This window comes from Streptomyces melanosporofaciens, from assembly GCF_900105695.1.
Taxonomy (GTDB): domain Bacteria; phylum Actinomycetota; class Actinomycetes; order Streptomycetales; family Streptomycetaceae; genus Streptomyces; species Streptomyces antimycoticus.
The window spans coordinates 9,538,742-9,556,904 of the sequence record NZ_FNST01000002.1; the positions used below are offsets into that span (position 1 = coordinate 9,538,742).

At 73.1% G+C, this 18,163-nt stretch carries 12 protein-coding genes; 6 read left to right on the forward strand and 6 right to left on the reverse strand.

The features are described 5' to 3' along the window. The first annotated feature begins 495 nt into the window (after nt 1–495). On the forward strand, nt 496–1,203 hold the full coding sequence (locus BLV72_RS43245) for a 4Fe-4S single cluster domain-containing protein (protein WP_093469324.1): 708 nt from the start codon (nt 496–498) through the stop codon (nt 1,201–1,203). A gap of 184 nt (nt 1,204–1,387) precedes the next feature. Here BLV72_RS43245 and BLV72_RS43250 read toward each other — a convergent pair whose 3' ends face one another. Then, complete coding sequence (locus BLV72_RS43250; protein WP_244321297.1) at nt 1,388–2,425, reverse strand: macro domain-containing protein; 1,038 nt, start codon at nt 2,423–2,425, stop codon at nt 1,388–1,390. 343 nt (nt 2,426–2,768) lie between these two features. On the opposite strand from BLV72_RS43250, the gene BLV72_RS43255 reads away from it, so the two are divergent. From BLV72_RS43255 to BLV72_RS43270, 4 genes are read left to right on the forward strand one after another with little or no spacing between them, the layout of a single operon-like run. Further along, a complete protein-coding gene (locus BLV72_RS43255; RefSeq protein WP_093470872.1) occupies nt 2,769–5,399 on the forward strand; it encodes a protein kinase domain-containing protein in 2,631 nt (876 codons plus the stop codon). Further along, nucleotides 5,396–7,051: a hypothetical protein gene (locus tag BLV72_RS43260; RefSeq protein ID WP_093469327.1), complete on the forward strand. Its 1,656-nt coding sequence runs from the start codon at nt 5,396–5,398 to the stop codon at nt 7,049–7,051. The genes BLV72_RS43255 and BLV72_RS43260 overlap by 4 nt, the downstream gene beginning before the upstream one ends. Beyond that, a complete protein-coding gene (locus BLV72_RS43265; protein ID WP_093469329.1) occupies nt 7,048–9,114 on the forward strand; it encodes an AAA family ATPase in 2,067 nt (688 codons plus the stop codon). The genes BLV72_RS43260 and BLV72_RS43265 overlap by 4 nt, the downstream gene beginning before the upstream one ends. After that, on the forward strand, nt 9,111–9,695 hold the full coding sequence (locus BLV72_RS43270) for an FHA domain-containing protein (protein WP_093469331.1): 585 nt from the start codon (nt 9,111–9,113) through the stop codon (nt 9,693–9,695). Before BLV72_RS43265 ends, BLV72_RS43270 begins: the two co-directional genes overlap by 4 nt. A 52-nt stretch (nt 9,696–9,747) precedes the next feature. Here BLV72_RS43270 and BLV72_RS43275 read toward each other — a convergent pair whose 3' ends face one another. The 3 genes from BLV72_RS43275 to BLV72_RS43285 are packed head-to-tail and all read right to left on the reverse strand — an operon-like array spanning nt 9,748 to nt 14,811. Continuing rightward, nucleotides 9,748–10,374 carry an RES family NAD+ phosphorylase gene (locus BLV72_RS43275; protein WP_093469332.1) on the reverse strand — a complete coding sequence of 209 codons (627 nt, stop codon included), beginning with the start codon at nt 10,372–10,374 and terminating at the stop codon, nt 9,748–9,750. A 25-nt stretch (nt 10,375–10,399) separates the two neighbouring features. Beyond that, nucleotides 10,400–11,086: a hypothetical protein gene (locus BLV72_RS43280; protein WP_093469334.1), complete on the reverse strand. Its 687-nt coding sequence runs from the start codon at nt 11,084–11,086 to the stop codon at nt 10,400–10,402. Further along, nucleotides 11,083–14,811, reverse strand: coding sequence for a CHAT domain-containing protein (locus BLV72_RS43285; protein WP_093469335.1), 3,729 nt, complete (start codon nt 14,809–14,811; stop codon nt 11,083–11,085). Before BLV72_RS43285 ends, BLV72_RS43280 begins: the two co-directional genes overlap by 4 nt. Before the next feature lie 329 nt (nt 14,812–15,140). Here BLV72_RS43285 and BLV72_RS43290 point away from each other — a divergent pair, with 329 nt between their 5' ends. After that, nucleotides 15,141–16,031 carry an MHYT domain-containing protein gene (locus BLV72_RS43290; RefSeq protein WP_093469337.1) on the forward strand — a complete coding sequence of 297 codons (891 nt, stop codon included), beginning with the start codon at nt 15,141–15,143 and terminating at the stop codon, nt 16,029–16,031. A gap of 93 nt (nt 16,032–16,124) precedes the next feature. Here BLV72_RS43290 and BLV72_RS43295 read toward each other — a convergent pair whose 3' ends face one another. Then, nucleotides 16,125–17,261, reverse strand: coding sequence for a carboxylesterase/lipase family protein (locus BLV72_RS43295; RefSeq protein ID WP_093469338.1), 1,137 nt, complete (start codon nt 17,259–17,261; stop codon nt 16,125–16,127). Then, the gene (locus BLV72_RS43300) at nt 17,252–18,148 is read right to left on the reverse strand and encodes an MBL fold metallo-hydrolase (protein WP_093469340.1); all 897 of its coding nucleotides are present in this window, start codon (nt 18,146–18,148) and stop codon (nt 17,252–17,254) included. The genes BLV72_RS43295 and BLV72_RS43300 overlap by 10 nt, the downstream gene beginning before the upstream one ends. Nucleotides 18,149–18,163: the final 15 nt, after the last annotated feature.

Here is an 18,163-nt window from a genome sequence, read left to right on the forward strand (position 1 = left end):
GGCTCGATGGGCGGCGGTATCTCGCCTTTCTGCTCCTCGGGCGGCTCCGGGAGCGGGATGCGCGGGACGCCGCGCGCGCCGTCGCGCTTGCCCCGCCGGCGGGCCGCGAAGCGGGCGGTACTGCCGAGCCTTCCCCGGCGCACCACCCCGTTGACACTGTCAGATGTGATCATGGAAATGGATCCCCCGATTTCCCCGGTGCGCAATTCCCGCACCGGACAGCCGCATTGCGGACAGTCGAATTCCGCTTTCTCCCGCAAACGGCTCGCAGTCGATGCCGATGACGCTGTCGATTCGATTCCTTGTCTTACCGTATCGGTGAGGTCGTACCCGGGAATGCTCCCCATAGGGCCCGTTCCCGAAAACGCCCGGAAGTCGACCGGAGAACGCCCTCGTCGATGCCTGACGCCGGGTCATACTGGAACGGTTCCCGGGCCACGCCTTATCGATCATGGATCTCGGAAACACGACCTCGGGGGAATAGGAGACGGGTCGGTGGAGAACGTCCCAGAGTGCGCGGAGCCCACGCTCCGGATCAGTCAGACCCACTTCCCGGTGGAGGCCCTGGGCCCGGGGCGGCGCCTGGGCATCTGGACCCAGGGCTGCGGTCTGGCCTGCGCCGGCTGTATGTCACGGCACACCTGGGATCCGCTCGGCGGCGCATCCCATACGGTGTCGTCCCTGCTCGGGCTGTGGCACGAGGCGTTGGCGCGGGGCGCCGACGGACTGACCGTCAGCGGCGGCGAGCCGCTCGACCAGCCCGCCGCTCTGGAGTCCCTGCTGGCCGGGGCGGTGCGGGCCCGTGCGGAGGCGACGGCACCGGGCGGCCCGGCGACGGGCCGCGAGATCGACATCCTCCTCTACACGGGATACGAGCAGGAGGAAGTGGAGCGCGACGCGGCGCGCTCCGCCGCCGTCCGCCACGCCGATGTGCTGGTCACCGGGCGCTTCCGGGCGGCCGAGCCCACCGCCCTGGTGTGGCGCGGCTCGGCGAACCAGCGCCTGCGGCCGCGTACGGCGCGGGGGTGGGCGCGCTACCAGGAGCATCTGGCCCGGACGGAGAGCGGGCCGCGTCTGCAGATGGTCGAGGGGGAGGGCGATGTGCGGCTCTACGGAGTGCCGAGGCGGGGCGAACTGGCCGCGCTGGAGCGTCGGTTGCGGCGGGTGGGGATCACGCTCACCGGTGCGAGCTGGCGCCGCTGAGCGGGAGCGCCCGCCCGGACGGCACGGCGCGCGGCGGCCCCGGCGGGCGTGGTCGCGAAGGGGCCGTGGCCTCGGTGGGCTGTGGTCGCCGAGGGCCGACGGTCTCGGTGGGTGGCGGTCGCACAGCCCCGAAGGTCTCGGTCGACGGTGGTCGCACAGCCCCGAAGGTCTCGGTCGGTGGTGGTCACAGCGCGCCGACGGCCTCGGCTATCTCCCGGCTGCGGACCACCAGGTGCACCCGCCAGCGGGAGTCCCGGGCGAGTTCGTCGCGGATCGCCCAGCGCAGCCAGGTCGCGCTGACCGCCGGTGCCAGGCCGCCCCGGCCCGCGCCGAGCAGCGGAAAGCAGATGGAGGACAGGGCGGGCTCGTACCGGTCGCGCTCCGCCCGGGCGAGCGCGAAGCACGCGCTGACCGCGCGGGCGATGCTCTCCGGGCGGACCTCGTACGTATCGTCCCGCGGGGTGGCGACCGCGGCGTGGTAGATCCGCCGGACGCCGCGCGCGGCGAGCGCTCCCGGTGCGGTGGGCACCACCGTGCCCGGCCGGATCGGCAGCCCCGGGCGGCCGTGGGTGCGCAGCCACCCGGCCAGTTCACGGGCCAGCACATCGTCGACGATCTCTCCGGCCGGGTCGCGTACGGCGGCGGCCAGGCGCAGCGCGCCGGACACGGTGGGGCGGAAGGTCTTGGACATCTCCAGGTAGACGTTCTCCGAGGAGACCAGCACCTCGATGTCCCGCAGCAGTTCGATGGGCGAGACATGCAGAGTGAACGTGCTCCGCGCGTCCACCGGCACGCTGTCGACCCGCAGCGGAGGCTCCTGGCCGACCCGGCCGCTCCGCGCGATGGTGCTCTGCCCGGTCGCGCTCGGTCCGCCGGAGGGCTGTGGCCCGGCGCCGGGTCCGGGGCTCTGTCCCGCCGAGCCCGGTTTCCCGGGGAGGGGCGGCGGCTCCCGCAGGATGGTCAGCACGGCCTCGGCGAGTTGCTGGATGACCTGCGGTTCCTGCTGCTTGCGGAACCGCTCGGGGGTGACTCCGTACACGGCGGCGGCCATCTTACGGCGGTCATGGGCGGGTGCGCCCCGGCGGTCGGGGAGCAGCCCGAAGGTGTGGGCCGCCGCCTGGCCGAGCAGATCCCGCTCGCCGAGGCGCCGTACCGCCTCCCTGAGCAACGCCTCGATACCGGCCGGGGCGTCGTCGGAGCCATCGCAGAAGCCGCCCGCCACGGCCGCGGCACGCAGCGCCGGCCGATCGGTCCTGCGCAGATCCGGCAGTCCGGGCCTGCGTATGCCTTTCAGTTCTTCCAGGAGTTGATCGTATGTGGGCGAATTTGACGCAAATGGCTCCTGACTCATGGTCACCAGGCTAGCGACCGGCCGGGAAAGAGGAAATCGTTCTCTCGGTGGCCTCGCCGTGCCGGGCTTTGCGCCGCCGGTAATTCACACCGTGCTGGAACAGATTTCCGATTTTCAAGGTTCCGCCTTCTTGATCCACCGCCCGGCGACCCCCGGCCGCCGCTCTCGCCGCCATGGAATCCGACACCGCCCACCCGTTCACGAGGTGACCTTTGTGACCCATCCGCACGAGCAGCCGCCCCCCACGGAATCCGAGGACGACGAGGACTACGGGGCTTACGGGGACGACGAGCAATACGCAGCCCAGGGGGACCACGGATACCACCGGGACCAAGGGGACCCCGAAGAGCAGCGCGCGCACGATGCCGGGCCGCCGCCCACCGAACACGAGGAGCCGCCCCCGTCGGCGGCCACTTCGGCGGTCGGGCCCACTGAACACGAGGAGCCGCCCTCATCGGTCGGCGCCTCGGCGGTCGGGCTCACCGAACACGAGGAGCCGCTCCCGTCGGCGGCCGCCACGATGGCCGGGCCCACCGAGGACGAGATCCCCTCGGCGGCTCCCGCGCAGGTCGCGCACGGGGGTCGCGACCTGCGCGGGGACACCGGAGCGCTGCCGGTCTCGCTGCGCGGCCGGTTCCGTCTGAGGGCCGTGCTGCGCCGCCCCGACCATCCGCACCAGGCGGCCGTCTACCGCGTCGAGGACGAGCGCGGCAGCCATATCCTCAAGTGGTACCACCGCGGCCACGCCCCGGACCGCCGAGTGTGGGAGGCGCTGCGGGACCGGCCGCGCCGGCACCTCACCCACTTCACCGAGACCGGCGATACCGGGGCCGACGGCCATCCGTACGACCTGGCGCCCTCCTACGGCGAGACCGACCTGGCCGGATATCTGAGGGACAACCCCGGCCCGGCCGACCCCGTGCTCATCCACAGCGTCGTACGGCAGCTGCACGAGGCCCTCACCACCCTGCACGAACTGAACATCGTCCACCGGGACATCAGTCCGGCCAATATCGTGCTCGGCAGCCTCGACCCGGCCGCTCCGGACCTCGTGCTCGTCGACTTCGCCGTCTCCGCCCACGAACCCGCCGAGCGCTACACCCGCGACGAGCGCTGGGTCGGCACCGCCCTCTATATGTCCCCGCAGGCGTCGCTGCGCCACCAGCTGATCCACCCGCCCGCCGACTGGTGGTCGCTCGGCATGATCGTCGCCGAGATGGCCGGTGGACGCCACCCCGTCCGGTTCACCGACAACGACTTCGTCCGGGAGGAGATCAGCTCCCGCGCCCCGGATCTGTCCCTGGTTGCCGACCACCGGCTGCGGCTGCTGTGCATGGGGCTGCTCACCCGCGACCCCGACCACCGCTGGGGAACCGACGAGGTGGCGCAGTGGCTGGTGGGCGGTTCGCCGCCGATCGCCCCCTGGGAGGCGGGCACGGCACCCGGCGCCTCGGACCCGGAAGACGCCCCGGACATCGAGCCGTTCGCCTTCCTCGATGAGCACTACACCAGGCCGAAGCAGCTGGCCAGGGCGTTCAGCGAGAACTGGCGGCCCGCCCGGCAGCTCCTCTCCCGGCGGCGCGGCCGCGGCGAATTCACTCGCTGGCTACGGCAGTTCGAGGGCGCGCCGGACCGCGACGCCGACGAACTGTCGGCGCTGCTCGGCCTCCTGGAGCCGCAGCACCCCGCGGCTCCGCCGCGTGAGCCGAAGCCGGTCACGATGGTGCGGCTGATCTCCTGGCTCGGCCCCACCCTCGACGCGTCCTACCGCGGGGTGCCGCTGGACCACGTGGGGCTGGGGGAGTTGCTGCGGGAGGCCGGGCGCGGCGATGAGTTCGCCCTCTCCGTCGTGGCGGACCTGCGGGACCACACCATCCTGCCGCTGCTGGACTCACGGCCCGGCGGCGAAGGGCTCGCCGAGGTGCAGCAGCGTTGGCTGACGGCCCGCTCCCGCTGGCAGCACACCGTCGACGAGGTGCTCCACGAGTCGCCGTGGCTGCGCGACCGCCGTGCCGAGGTGCGCGCCGCCACCCGGCTCGACCGCTCCCGGCTCGCCGCCCTCCTGTCGCTCGCCGCCGCCCCCACCGCGCACCGGCGCAGGCTCCAGGAGCGAACCGCCCGCATCCAGGCCGCGCTGCCACAAACGGTGGCCTGGTACGGCCGGCTGGTGCGCGACCCCGAGGATCTCGTGCGGCTGCAACTGGCCGAGTGGCTGGCCGGCTTTGCCGAGCACGAGTCCTCGGAGGCGCAAGGGCGGCTCGACGGCGAGCGCGCCCTCCTGCGCCAGGAGCGCGACCTGGACGTGGCCACGCTGTGGGTGCGCAGGCAGGACATGCTGCCCACACTCGGCTGGGCCCTCGGCGGAGCCGTCGCCCTCGTCTTCCCGTGGATCTTCGTGATCGGTCTGGGCGATCTGGTGGGATGGCCTGCCCAGAGCGCGGTGGTGACGGCGTGGATGCTGGCCGTCCCGGCGGCCGCCGCCGTGCTGGCCCTTGAGCTGTGGACGGCGTACCGCATCGGCAGCCCCGGCTACCACCCGGACCGGTCCCTGGCCGGGCTGCTGATCGACCGTGCGCTGCCCGTGGCCCGGTTCATCCGCCGTCCCGGCTCCCGCTTCCCGGTCCAGGGCCTGCTGATCCTCCCGGTCATCGCCTTGTTGTGGGCCACCGTGGCCTATGCCCCCTGGGTGTGGCCGTTGGCCACGGTGGCCGTCCTCGTCTGGTGGACCTGGCACCGGCTGCGGTGCTGGCGCCGCTATGTGGCGGAGCTGCGCGGCCGGGATGAACGGCACCGCACCGGCCGCCCGAGAGCAGCCGCCCCGCCGACTCCGGGGAGGCTCACATGAGTTCGGGTCAGGCGATTGCCAGCATCGGCGATGTGATGCCGGATGTGTACTTCCCCCCGCCGCCGGTCGCCGAGACCATCCAGCACACCGTCCCCGACACCGTCACCAACACCATCCCGAACACCGGAGTGCCGCACGACGCGATCCATGGCACCGGGCTGTCGGACCACATCGGCGCCCAGGCCGGGCAGCACCTCGCCGACGCCGTACAGCACACCACCGGCCATGCGCTGAACGCCGCCATGGACCAGCTGCAGGACCTGATGGTGCCCGCCCTGATCGGTCTCGGGTCGCTCAGCGGGGCGCTGCTCGTCGGCCGTGCCACCATGGCCGGGGCGCAGGTGCTCGCGGCCGCGGCCATCCGCGCCGCCGAGGATCAGGCCGACCTGCGTCAGCGGCAGTTGGACGCCCAGCAGGCCGCCGCGTGCTGGCGGGACGCCGCCTTCGCCGCCGTCCGGGCCAACGCCCGCATCGACACCCTGCGCGCGCGGATCCGGCGGGCCGGCCCCGACGGGCCACCGGAACCGCCCGACCTGCCACCGCCGCTGGCCCTGGTGGGCAAGAATCTGGACGAGGCATTGCGGCAACTGGCCGACACCGACCGCCGGTTGCGCCGCGCGGAGACCGCCTACGCACGGGCCACGATGGAGGCAGCCGCCCGCCCGGTGGCCGGAGCGCATCCCGAGGACACCGGCTGGCACGCCAGCCTGCGCGCCCGCCGCCGCCAGGCGCTGGAGGCGTACGAGGAGGCCGCCACCGAGGCCGAGGCGCGCGCTTCGCTGCCGCAGCCGCCGCCCGCAGCCGCCACGGCCCCCACCGAGGAGGAAGTGCTGCGGCTGGGCGCGGACCTGCTGGCCATGCTTCCGCAGAACGTGTCGGCGGCCGACTACCGGCTAATGGAGGAGAGGGTCACCGTCGCCGCGGAGGTCGCCGCCCGGCGGCCCGCCGCGGCCAAGCGCCATCTGCGGGAGGCCGCCGGGTTCGCCGAGCGGATGACGCGCGACGCCGAGCGGCGGCAGGAGACCGAGGAGTGGGCCGCCCAGCAGCTCGCCTTCCTCCGCGACGACCACCCCGGCACACCCGGTGACGGCCACTCCGGCACCCCCGTTCCGCTGCCCGATGCCAGGGCGGAGATCGCGGTCCTGGAGCGCTTTCTGTACCAGGGCGGGACGCTGGCGGAGGCCGAGCGCGTGCGCGTCGCGGCCCGCGTCGGAGAGCGGGTCGACGCGTATCAGCGGATGTACGCCACGGAGGTGATGCGCGCGGCGGTCCGGCGGTCGCAGCCCGAGACGGCCGGATGCACCACATCCGGGGCGGTGCAGATCATCGACTGGACCCCGCCGGGCTGGGGGGAGGAGCACTGGCTCCGCGTCAGCGTGGCGGCCGGGGGCACCGCCCGGGTCGCCACCATGCACCGCGAGCGCGACCCCGCCGAGGAGACCGACGACGATCTGGACCTCGACTGGCAGCGGTGCCACGAGGCCCCCGAGCATCTGGGGAAGCTGTGCGAGCTGGCCGAACGGGCCGGGCTCAGTGTCCCGTTCGTCTTCGGCGAGCTGCCCGCGCGGCCGGTCCGGCGCATGGGGGGCCGGCCCGCTCGGGACCACACCGGACCCAAGGCCCGCCACCATGACCAGGAGAGGCAGTCATGACCGAGCCGGTGACGTCCCCGGGCCGCGACGACCGCAGGCTCCCGGCCTTCGCCGAGGAGCTGGTCGGCACGCTCAGCGTCCAGTCCCAGTACGTACTGCACGGCAGCATCCGGGACATCCACCTCGTCCGCCACGACAAGGACCCCGACGAGGGCGGCCCCGAGGCCACGTACGACGCCCACCACACCCTCACCGAGGTCCTGTGGAACGCCCTGTGGCAGGAGGGATACGAGGCGCTGATCCGCTTCGACATCGCGGACGGCTTCACCGTCGTCGTGGGCCCGGCGGCCCAGGAGATCCGCGAGCTGCTGCACGGGCGGGATGCCGCCAGGCCCGGGCGCGCCCGGCGCGCCGACACCCCCGTCCACCTGGCCGACGCGGAGCGGACGCTGCGCGACATCGTCACCGGCTGGAAGCAGCAGGGGCGGCGGCCGAAGACACCTGACGGCCGGTCCCGCCCGGACCCGGCACCGCGCCAACAGCCCTATCGGGTGGTGTTGTTGATCGACTACGCGGCCCGGATCCCCACCGATGTCACCCGGCTCAGCGATCCGGAGCGGGACTTCTTCCTCAACTGCCTGAAGCTGGCCGAGGACGCACGGCCGATCACCTCCCCGGGAAGCGGACGGCGGCTGTTCAACCCCGTGATCTGGCTCGCCGACGGGGAGCGCGATCTGCCCACCTGGCTGGTCGCGGGCAGCGAACGGGTCCGTACCATCGGCATCCCGCTGCCCGACCTGGGCAGCAGGCGGCGCATGGCCGAGCTGCTGGCCGAGGAGCACACCGCCGCGTCCGCGTCCCAGGACGAAGACGACGGGCCCGTCCGGCTCGACAAGCGACGGCCGCTGAACGAACACGACATCGACACCTTCGCGCGGGCCACCGCCGGGCTGACCCTGCGCGCGATGCGGGAGAGCGCCCGTATGGCGCTCGACCGTGGGTTGTCGTTCGCCGAGATGCGGGACGCGGTCCGCGTCTACCAGCTCGGCGTCAAGGACAATCCGTGGCAGGCGGACTACATCCGCGAGCAGATCAAGAAGGGCGAGGCCGACCTGCGGGCGCGGGTGAAGGGCCAGGAGAAGGCGGTCGGCAAGACCCTCGACATCCTCAAGCGCGCCGCGCTCAGCCTGTCCGGCGCCCAGGCGTCCCACCCCGGCAGCCGGCCGCGCGGTGTGCTGTTCTTCGCCGGGCCGACCGGCACCGGCAAGACCGAGCTGGCCAAGTCGGTGGCCAAGCTGCTGTTCGGCACCGAGGACGCCTGTCTGCGCTTCGATATGAGCGAGTTCTCGGCACCGCATTCGGTGGACCGGCTGCTCGGCGCACCACCGGGATATGTGGGCTACGAGGCGGGCGGCGAGCTGACCACGGCGGTGCGCAACGACCCCTTCCGGGTGGTGCTGTTCGACGAGATCGACAAGGCCGACAAGGGGGTGCTCGACAAGTTCCTCCAGGTGCTCGAGGACGGCCGGCTCACCGACGGGCAGGGCGTCACCACGTACTTCAGCGAATGCGTGCTGATCTTCACCTCCAACCTCGGGGTCAGGAAACGGACCGGCGAGGGCGGACGCGGACACGAGGGGCGGGTGGCCGAGCCCGGGATGCCGTACCACCAGCTTGAGGAGATCATCCTGGCCAATGTGAAGGAACACTTCGTCGAGGAGATCGGCCGCCCGGAGCTGATGAACCGGCTCGGCGGCAACGTGGTGGTCTTCGACTACATCGACGCCAAGGTGGCCGCCGAGATCTTCGACTCGCAGGTGGGCAACATCCAACGGGTGCTGCGGGAGGAGCAGGGGGTGCATCTGCGCCTCTCCGACGAGGCGCATCAGGCGCTGTCCACCTACTGCACGGCGGATGTCGACAACGGCGGCCGGGGTATCGGCATGCTGCTGGAGACGCATCTGATCAACCCGCTGGCACGGGCGCTGTTCGACCAGGAACGGCTGGCGGGCACGGCGGTCACCGTCACCGGTGTGCGGCCCGCCGGGGACGGAACGGTGGCCCTGGACCTGCGGGTGGTGCACACGGCGGACGCGGATCCCGGTCCTGGTGGTGGCCGATGAGCGAGAGGGCCACGCCCCCGGGGTGGTATCTCGTGCCGGACGGCGAGGAACTGGAGGCACCGGAGGAAGGGGGGACAGCGCACAGGCCGGGCGAGGCGCCGGAGCCGGAGCCGACGGCAGAGCCCGCACCCCGGCCCGCGCCGGGCCCGGCCGGTGTCGAAGTGTCCGCGCCCTGCTGGAACTGCCGTGCGCCGGTGGCCCCCCGGGACGCCCGCTGCGCGTCCTGTGACCGTACGCGCACCCATGTGCTGCTGGTCTGCGCCGAGCCCTGTCTGGAGCTCCGCCACGGCCCGGGCCCTCCGCTGCACCTCGGCCGCCACCCCGACTGGGCGCCGCGGACCGCCGCCGCGTTCGCCGGCTGGAACAAAATCTCCCGGCACCATGCGTCGCTCACCGTGGAACCGGACGGAAGCGCCTGGGTCGAGGAGCCCGAGACGGGCACCCGCAATGGCACGTATCTCAACCGCGCCCGGATCGCGCCCGGCGTGCGCACCCCCGTCCGCGACGGCGACCAGCTCCGGCTCGGGCTGCGGGTCAGCTTCGTCGTACGGCTGTACGGACCGGGGCCCGGCACCGGCTGAGCCGATGCCGGGCGGTGTCGCGGGGCGGCGCCCCCCAGGCCGCCCCGCGTGCTCATGTCCGGGTACCGGGCGGAATGACGACCGCCCGCAGCGGCGCCAGCAGCCGGTTGGCCTCGCCCGCCCCCTCGAACGTGCCCAGGTTGTGAGCCTGGCCGGGCACCGCCTTCAGCGGCTCCTCCCCGCAGCGGTCGCCGAACAGCACCAGGGCGGGATGCGGGCGGTGCCGCCGCGACTGCCACACCAGCCCCTGGGCGTCCGGCACCTGGCGCCGGATCTCCCGCGCCCAGGCGCGGGTCTGCGCGTACTCGTCGGTCTCCAGCAGCCAGGAGGTCTGGAACACCGCGGCCAGGTCCTCCTCCCGGACCAGCCGCACCAGGACCAGATCCTCGGTCACCCGCACCTTGGACAGCGAGCGGGTGGCCGCCAGCGCCCACGGCACCTGACGCCGTGCCTCCGGCCCGGTGAACTCCATGTCCCGCAGCATCACTTCGGCGAGCGTGGTGGCCGGCTCCACGGCCGCGTACAGATACGGATACCGGTCCTCGGCGGTGGCGTCGAAACGGTTGCCACCGAAGAAGGAGTGCGCGGGCTTCGGGTTGAACTCGGTACAGGCGTAGGCGGTCTCATGACACCGCCACAGCTCGGTGCCCGCGCTCAGGGTGAACAGATTGGGGCTCATGCGCGCGCCCTCGGGGGCGCCTGCCTCACCATCCGCCGTCTCCCAACAGCGCGGCGGCGGCCTCGGTCAGCCGCGCGTCCGGCACCTGCCCCACCAGGGCGGCCGGCGTGTCGCGCAGCCAGGTGTTGCCGCCGAGCCACCAGTCCGCGGCGCCCCAGGGGTCCTGGTCCGACAGCAGCATTCTGTTGATCCGCTGCACCACCGGCCGTGGCTCGCCGGTATCCGGGTCGAACTGGAAGTCCGGGTAGCGATCGCCGCGCTCCGGGTCGGAGAGGCGGATGAGCCCGGCCCCGGCGGGATTCTCGGCGGCGGCACCGGTGAGCTGCTCCGGGCCCCGCGCGGGGGCGGTCAGCAGCCGGTCCCGTACGGCCCGGGCGATCTCGGCGCTCGCGGGGTCCAGCGTCGGCCAGTCCACGGACTGCAGCAGCCGGATCAGCTCGGCCAGCCGGTCGGCGTCCGGCAGGACCGCGGAGGGAGCGGCGCCCCCGGACCGGAACTGGTCCAGCTTTCTGCGCAGTTCGTTCTCGCGGGGGAGAGGCCGCAGTGCCAGCCGCATCTCCCGCAGCGCGGCGCGCACGGCCCTGGCGTCGTCTCCGGCGGCCCGCAGCCGCAGCACGCTGTCCCGGAATCCGCTGAACAGCGCGGCGGTCAGCGAGGCGCGGATCTCCGGCAGATGCCGGCGCAGCAGCTCCAGGAGATCGTCGGTGGTCATGGCTGTCGTCCTTCCGCGGGTGCGTGCGGAGCGGGGTTGCCCTGGTGGATGAATCCGGCCCAGGAGACGATCCGGGCCAGGCTTCCCGTATCGCTCTGTGTCTCGGCCAGCAGAAGGCCGGTCAGCCCGGGGACGGGGTGGCGGTCGTGGTCGAGCATCCACAGCTGGGCGGCGCGCAGGGCGTCCGGCGGGGCCAGTCCGGCGACGGTCAGGTGGTGGTGGAAGACCACCATCAGCGCGGCGGACGCGCTGTCCGAGACCTTCCACCGCGAGCCGACCACATCCGTGGCGCCACGCGCCAGCAGTGCGGTGGTCGGGGTCAGCGCCTCGTCGTGGTCGCGGCTGCTGAGGTCCGTCTCGCAGGCGCTGAGCACGATCAGCGGCCCGGTGGCCGCCCGCTCCCCGGCGGGTACGTCGAGAATGCGCGTCACCGTCAGCCTGCCCGGGTCCGGGGCGGCTTCGGGGCCCGGGGCGTCTTCGGGGTCCGGGCCGGCCAGGTGGAGGGCCGAGTCGGTGGGCCGCAGACCCGCCAGGCCGTGCACCACCAGATGCAGCAGTGAGGCGGCGGGCGCGGCCGGGCCGCCGGGGAGGTGGGAGAGCACATCCTCGGGGGTGCCCAGCGCGCTCTCGGGCGCGTCCTCGTGCCAGCCGTAGAGCAGGGCCGTGGTGTAGTACGCGGTGCGCAGGGCCGACACCTCGTCCTGCGCCCACGTCAGATCCCCGCTCGGGTCGGCCACCAGCACCGCGCGCTCGCCCGCCGGTACCCGGCCGCGCCGGGCGGCCCGCAGGAACTCACCGCCGGACGCGGCGTACGAGATGACCGCGGCTTCGCAGGCGTAGGCGTACGGGCGCCGCGCACCGGCCCGTGGCCCGGGGAGGCGGGCGGCGTGCCAGGGAACGGCACCGAGGTTGCCGCACGGCACGAGGACCAGCCGGACCGGCGCGTCGTGCTGCTGGGCCCCGTCCTCCCTTTTCTCACGCCCGTCCTCCGCCCGGGCACCCAGCGTGTCCAGTACGGGGGCGAGGACGGCCGGGCCCGCCCAGTCGCACAGCCCCTCCAGCGCCGCCTCCCAGTGCCGATGCGCCTCGGCGTGGGCGTCCATGCCGTGCTCGGACACGGCGGACCGCCGGGCGCCCGCGTCCAGATAGCGCTCCAGCGGCTCCCGGCCGGGCGCGCCGAGCCCCGGCAGCGCCAGCGCCGTCGGCTCACCGGCGCTCCGCACCAGGACGGCCACGCCGTCGGCGGTGTCCTGTCCGGGCACCAGATACACCAGCGCGTCGGTGCCGGTGGCGCGCAGCCCCTCCCGCAACTCGCCGATGCCGGGGGCGCCGAGCAGCCCGCGCAGCGGCGCCTCGCCGCTGTCCCGCCGCAGCACGTCCAGCGCGCGGCGGCGCAGCCTGCTGGGGATCTCGACGCCGGGGGCGGCCCCGGCCGACATGACCCGCGTCAGCGTGCTCCGGACCTCGTCCGGGGTACCGCCGCCGGTGCCGGGCGCGAGTCCGCCGCTGCTCGGCGCGGCCTGAAGCGGGAGGTCCCGTACGGCGGTCCGCCACTGCTCGGCCAGCTCCGCCTCGCCCCGGGCGGCCAGCTGCTCGGGGACCCCGGCGGCCGCGGCCGCGGCCCGCAGCACCAGGCCACGCCCGTTCTCCAGCGACGCCACGGCCTCCTCGATCCGGCCGTCCACGGCGGCCCAGTGGGCGGCGAGCAGCCCACGGCTGGACCCCGCCCTGGCCACCTCCAGGCCGTGCTCGGCGCCCAGTTGCAGCAGCACGTCCTCGGCCAGCACCCACAGCGAGGCATGGGCGGTGGCGACGGCCGCCCCCGTGTCATCGCGCTCACGGTCGTCGCGCAGCCGGTACGCCTCGGCCAGCTCCCACAGCAGCTTCTGCCGGATGGCCGGGCTGGTGCGCTCGGTCAGTTCCCGCCTGGCCTGTTCCAGCTCCCCGACCGCCTCCTCCAGGGCGGAGCGGTCGCCGGCCGACCTGTGGACGGTGAGCAGGGCCATCCCGATGCCTTGCCGGATCCACACCCGCTGGTCGGGGGTCGAGGCGGGGCCCTCCAGGGCCCGACGGGCCCGGGTCACGGCCTCGGAGACACGTACGGGATCCGGTTCGATCATGGAGAAGAGGGCCAGCAGGGGCGCGCACTGCGCGTCCATGAGGGGCCGCGCGAAGGTCGGGAGCCTCGGGTGGTTCGCCGCCTCCTCGAAGTAGGCCACGCCGGCTCGCAGTGCGGGGATCCCGCCGTCCAGCGTGGCCAGGCTCAACTGCGCCTGGCCGAGCAGGAAGAGCACCAGGAACTGCCACTCGCTGTTCTCGCCGGCCTCCTCCAGCAGGTCGAGCAACTCGTCCAGCAGCTCCTCCAGCGTTTCGGCGTCCCGCTCGTCCAGCGCTTCGTTGAGGCGCAATTGGAGGTGCATGCTCCGGGAGCACAGCCGTAGCCCCTCCGCGCCGGGCCCGGTCGCGTGTGCGGATTCGAACACCGCGGAGGCGGGGCCGAAGAGCGCGTCCAAGCGGGCACGCGCCTGGTCGCGGTCGGTGAGATTGCCGCCCAGGATGTTGGCTGCGGTGAGCAGTCCGGGCGAGATGACCCCGGCCATCCAGTCCACCCGCCCGGATCCGGTACCGGCGGCCGTGCCGATCAACTCGGCCGCCTCGGCCAGCCGGTCGGCGTCACCCGTGCGCACACCGTGCGCCATGCGGCTCATCGCGGCGCGCATCGCGGTCTCCGCCTCTTCACCGGCCGGCCCCTTGCTCACCTCGGTGACCAGGGCCTCCAGATCCTCGGTCCGGATGGTGCCGGGCACTTCGAGCTCCAGCATGAGGGCGGCCTGCGCGAAGGTGAGGGCGGTCTCCTCCGCGCTGAGCTCCTCCAGCCGATCGGCCTCATCGCCGCCGCCTGCCGCGGCCGTGGCGAACTCGGTGGCCATCCCACACAGGGCCTGTATCAGCGGGGAGTTGCCGTCCGGCATGCGCTCGGCCAGTTGCGCGGCCAGGGCGGCCATCTGCTCGAAGTCCCCGGAGCGCGCGGCGGCGGGCACCCGTTCCAGGGCCTCGGCCGCCCACGACAGGGGTTCGGCGACGTCCTCGGGCAGCGTCGGCAGCAGGTCGGTCAGCAGTGCGCGCAGCTCGGTCAGATCGGCGGTGAGTTCGGGCTCGCCCACCACTACTTGGCGGCCTACGTCGAAGGATTCGAGGAGGCGGGGCAGCGTGCCGTCCCATCCGGCCGTCATACCGGGCGTCAGCAGCAACCGCACCAGGTGGAGGGTGGAGGCCCGCTCGTCCGATGGGTCGAGCGCCCCACGGGCGCGCGCCGCCCTCAGCACCCGCAGGCCCCGACTCCGGTCGTCGTCCGTGGGGTGGTGCCGGTAGCGCTCGGCGTACAGGCCGCCGAGCCGGGCGCGCACGGTGCACAGCAGTGCGTCCCCGTCCGGCACGGCCGCCGCCAACGCGGCCTCCAGCTCGTCCAGTTCGGCGACGCAGCGGTCGAGCGACGCGGGGTCGGCGTCAGCGGGCGACCGAATGCCGTCGGCCGCTCGCCCGGCCGCCGGGCTGTCGGACGAGCCCTCCGAACCAGCGCCGCCGGACGAGCCCTCTGAACCTATGCCGTCGGACGATCCCTTGGCCGCCGGGCCGACCGGCGGGGCCGGGGCGATCCACGCCAGCGCGTCGGCCGCGGCGTGTTCGGCTCGGTCACGTAATGCCGCGAGATTCCTGCTGTGCATGAAACGTCCCCCTTCGCCATGCCTCACTCATCATCCGCCCGTCCACGCGAGCACAGGACCCCTTTGATCGCTCTTTCCGGAAACCGCCCGGAAGACGTCCGCGAATCGCCCAGTCGGATACGCGGGTTCGGGGCCGCGCGGGAACTCCCGCCCCGCAGCCAAGGCGAAAAGGGACATGAGGTGAATGATGCGATATCGCGTCACGTTTGGTGAGACACCTTTATCGATGCGTGACCAAAGGCGAGGGCGGTGTGCTTGCCCGCGCCCTACCCTCGCCGGTGGCTCAACGTTTCTGCACAGAACCCCGCGGCGAGAAGGACGGAACGTACATGTACGGCACGATCGACGGGTTCAACTACGGGGCCACCACCCCGCTGGCGGCCTACCTCATGGCCTGTCTCGGGGGAGCGCTCGGCTTACGCTGCACCGCCCGGTCGGTGCGTACTCAGCGCTCCTGGAAGCCGGGCTGGCTCGCGCTCGGATCCGCGTCGATCGGCTCGGGTATCTGGACGATGCACTTCATCGCCATGATGGGGTTCCATGTGAAGGAAACCCCGGTCGGCTTCGACATACCGACCACCCTGCTCAGCCTTCTGGTGGCGATCGTCGTCGTCGGCATCGGCGTTTTCATGGTCGGCTACCGGGGCGTTTCCCGGGGGGTGCTGCTCTCGGCCGGTGTGTTCACCGGACTCGGCGTCGCGGGCATGCACTACATCGGGATGTCCGCGATGCGCATGCAGGGACATCTGGAGTACTCCGTGCCGACCGTCCTGCTCTCCGTCCTGATCGCGGTCGTGGCCGCGACCGCGGCCCTGTGGGCCGCGGTGACCATCCATGGCTTCCGCGCCAGCCTGGGATCGAGCATGGTGATGGGGGTCGCGGTGACCGGGATGCACTACACGGGCATGGCCGCGGTCAGTGTGCGGCTGGACGATGTGCTCGGCGCCTCCGTGGGCGGCAACGCACCGGCTTCGCTGATCCTCCCCATGCTGATCGGCCCGGTGGTCTTTCTGGTGATCGCGGGGACCATCATCATGTTCGATCCGCTGCTGGTCCTGGGCGAGGGGGAGTGGAACCAAAAGAAGGCGGACAGCTCGCGCCTGCCCCCGCCGCCACCACCTCGGCCCGTCTGGCCGGCCCGGCCGCCGGAGGACCCCGTTCAGGCCCCGGCGAGCCGCCCCGCCCCACCCCACGGCGGTCAGGAATACGGCGGTTGGTGAACCCGTGGCCCGTGGCCCGGGGCGCGATGAGGCGGGCCGAGACCGACGCGGCGGATCCGCCGCCAACGGCCACCCCGCCGCACCCCGTGGGCCCTAGTGGAACCGGCGCGCCCCCGACCAGCCCGGATCCCCCGTCATGGCGAACCGGACCCACGCGCCGTGCATCTCCGTGGCCAGCGACGGCGGGATGTCCGGTCCGAGCAGTCCGTTCGCCGTACGGAGCGCGGGCAGACCGGTGTTGTCGAAGACGAAAGGGACCTCCGCGGTGTGGCACGCCCCGAACGGCCCGCCCCGCCAGTCGAAGTCGTAGGTGAACACCTTGTCGTAGCGGGACACCAGCCGCTCACGGGCGTCGCGGAACATGGCGTCGATGCCCGCGCTGCGTTCCGGCCGCTGGTACAGCAGCGACTCCTGGGTGTTCGTGCCCACCAGCAGATCCACCGGATGCGTCGGGGCCACCTCGTCGGGCTCATCGAGCACCACACCGAACGGCGAGAGCCGCGGCCCCACCCCGGGCAGGTCGGCGAGCGCGGCCACCAGGCGCTCGTCGGGGATCGCGGCGAACGCCTCGGCCGTGGCCGGAACGCCCAGCCGGTCGGCCAGGGCCCGGGTCGTCTCCGCCGCCTCCGCGCCGGTCAGGGTGTGCAGCCCACCGCTCTGGCTGATCGCAGCCCGGAACAGCCCGGCGGCCTCGGGCGTCACCAGCAGCGCACTGACGATCATCCCTCCCGCCGACTGCCCGAACACCGTCACCCGGTCCGGGTCCCCGCCGTAGCCCGCGATGTGCTCACGCACCCAGCGCAGCGCCGCGAGCACGTCCAGCAGACCCCGGTTGCGCGGGGCGCCCGGCAGGTCGAGCCAACCCGGCGCGCCGAGACGGTAGTTGAGGGTGACCAGGACCACGCCGTCGCGGGCGAAGGACGTCCCGTCGTACAGCGGCGCCTGGCCGGTGCCGGAGAGAAAGCCGCCGCCGTGTACGAAGACCATCACCGGGGCGTTGCCGTCGGTCCGTGGCGTCCAGACGTTGACCGTCAGATAGTCCTCGCCACGCACCCAGCCCTGGCCCAGCGCCGGGCTCAGGTCCACCGCGAACCGTCGCTCGGGCGCCGGAGCCGTCGGCCCCGGCCCATCGTCGCCGGGGGCACCGTGCACGGGGGTCGGCGCGGCGAACCGCGCGGCGCCGATCGGCGCGGCCGCGTACGGGATGTTCCGGAACACGCTCACCGCCATGCCGCCCACTCCTTCACCGCGAACCGCTCGCCGTCCCGCCGCAGTTCGGCCGCGCCCGCGCCGGGGAAGTGCGCGGGGAACAGCAGCGCGCGCTCGTCCGCGGCCTCTCCCAGCACCCGGCGCCGGGCGACCCGCGCCCGGGGCTCGTCCTCGTCGAAGCAGGGGCAGACGTCCGGCTCCACGATCTGCAGCGGGCTGTGCAGCACATCGCCCGCGAAGATCGCCCGATCCGTACCGGACCGCAGCCGCACCACGCAGGAGCCGGGGGTGTGGCCGGGGGCGGGCTCGAGGCGCAGCTGGGCGTCGATGTCGTAGTGGTCGCCCTCCCACAGCACGGTCTGCCCGGCCTGGTGGACGGGGGCGACGCTGTCCTCGAACACGTTCGCCATCCGGGGGCCGGAGCGGGTCCGGTGCCCGTTCTCGGGGTTCCAGTAGTCGAAGTCGGCCCGGGGGAACACATACTCCGCGTTGGGGAAGGTCGGCCGCCACTCACCCTCCGTCCACGACGTGTTCCATCCGACGTGGTCACCATGCACATGGGTGCAGATCACCAGGTCCACATCGGCCGGGCGGACCCCGGCCGCGGCCAGTCTCCCGAGGTAGTCCGTCTGCAGATGGTGGAAGAACGGCATATGTGGCCGCTCCCGGTCGTTGCCGACGCCGGTGTCGATCAGGATCGTCCGGCCCTCGCTGCGAAGCAGCCAGCTCTGGATCGTCGTGCGTACCTCGTCGGCGGCCGGATCCAGGAATTCGGGCGCCAGCCAGCCCTCGTGCGTGCGCCAGTGCTCCATGGCCACGTCGGGAAAGACGAAGTCGCGTGGCAGACCCCTGGGGGCCACCTCTACCACGCGGGTGATCTCGACGTTGCCAAGCGTGATGGTGTCCATGAGTCCAGCCTGTGC